At 69.2% G+C, this 1,159-nt stretch carries 2 protein-coding genes; both read left to right on the forward strand.

What is annotated here, in order from left to right:
- Positions 1–571, forward strand: a 571-nt coding sequence (locus QK442_RS36155) for a winged helix-turn-helix domain-containing protein (RefSeq protein WP_349239708.1), incomplete at its 5' end; no start/stop codon positions are given.
- A complete protein-coding gene (locus tag QK442_RS36160; protein WP_282698380.1) occupies positions 511–1,131 on the forward strand; it encodes an IS630 family transposase in 621 nt (206 codons plus the stop codon). The genes QK442_RS36155 and QK442_RS36160, both read left to right, overlap by 61 nt.
- Positions 1,132–1,159: the final 28 nt, after the last annotated feature.

The following is a 1,159-nucleotide window of genomic DNA, read 5'->3' on the forward strand; positions in this document are numbered from 1 at the left end:
GCTGAGCTTGAAAGGGTGGGGTGACAGGGGGCGTTGGCGGTGCTACATCCTCGTCATGAGGTACGCGGATGGCGGCGGGCTGACCGCCGCGGGGCGGGCGAAGCGTGAAGTGGTGCGTTTCGAGGCCGCGGAGATGTTCGGGCAGGGGGTGCGGCCGCCGGAGGTGGCTCGCAGGTTACGGGTGTCGCGGAAGTCGGCTTACGCCTGGCACGCCGCCTGGCGCCAAGGCGGCAGAACGGCTCTGGCGTCCAAGGGGGCTGGTGGCTTTCCGTGCCGGCTGGGCGATGTTCAGGCGGAGCGGTTGCAGGCCGAGCTGGAGGCCGGACCGGCGGCGCACGGCTGGATGGAGGACCAGCGGTGGACTCTGGCCAGGGTCGCGGAGCTGATTCACCGCCTGTTCGGCCACCGGTACACCCCGCGTGGGGTGTCGTATCTGCTGCACCGGCTGGGCTGGTCACCGCAGGTCCCCGCGCACCGGGCGGTCGAGCGGAACGAAGAGGCCGTCGCCGCGTGGCGGACGGAGCAGTGGTCACGGGTAAGAGGACGGCCCAGCTCCTGGGCGCGTGGATAGTCTTCGAGGACGAGGCCGGGCAGGACCTGAAGCCCGGCAAGGGCAGGACCTGGTCGCGGCGGGGCCGAACTCCGTTGGCCAAGGTGACGGGGAAGGGATCGGGCCGGGTCCTGATGACCGGGATGATCTGCGTTAGACCGGGCCGCGAGACCAGGCTGATCTACCGGACCCAGACGTACCGAGGCCGGACCGGCGAGAAGAAGGGCTTCCGGGCCCGCGAGTTCGCGGACCTGCTGACCTCTGCCCGCCGGCAGCTCGGCGGTGCCCCGCTGATCGTGGTGTGGGACAACGCCAGCACCCATCACGCCAAGGCGTTGCGGGAGTTCTGCGAACGCAACAGCGACTGGCTGACCATCGTCAAACTCCCGCCCTACGCACCCGACCTCAACCCGGTCGAAGGCGTGTGGGCCCACCTGAAGAAGTCCCTGGCCAACCTCGCACCCCGGACGATCGACGACCTCACTCCACTCGTGAAGAACCGCTTGCGCGGCATCCAACGCCGACCCGAGATCCTCGACGGCTTCATCGCCGAGACTGGACTCGGGCTGGAGCCTCCGTAGCCCTGTCACCTCACCCTTTCAAGCTCAG

This window comes from Streptomyces sp. CC208A, assembly GCF_030010625.1.
GTDB lineage: Bacteria > Actinomycetota > Actinomycetes > Streptomycetales > Streptomycetaceae > Streptomyces.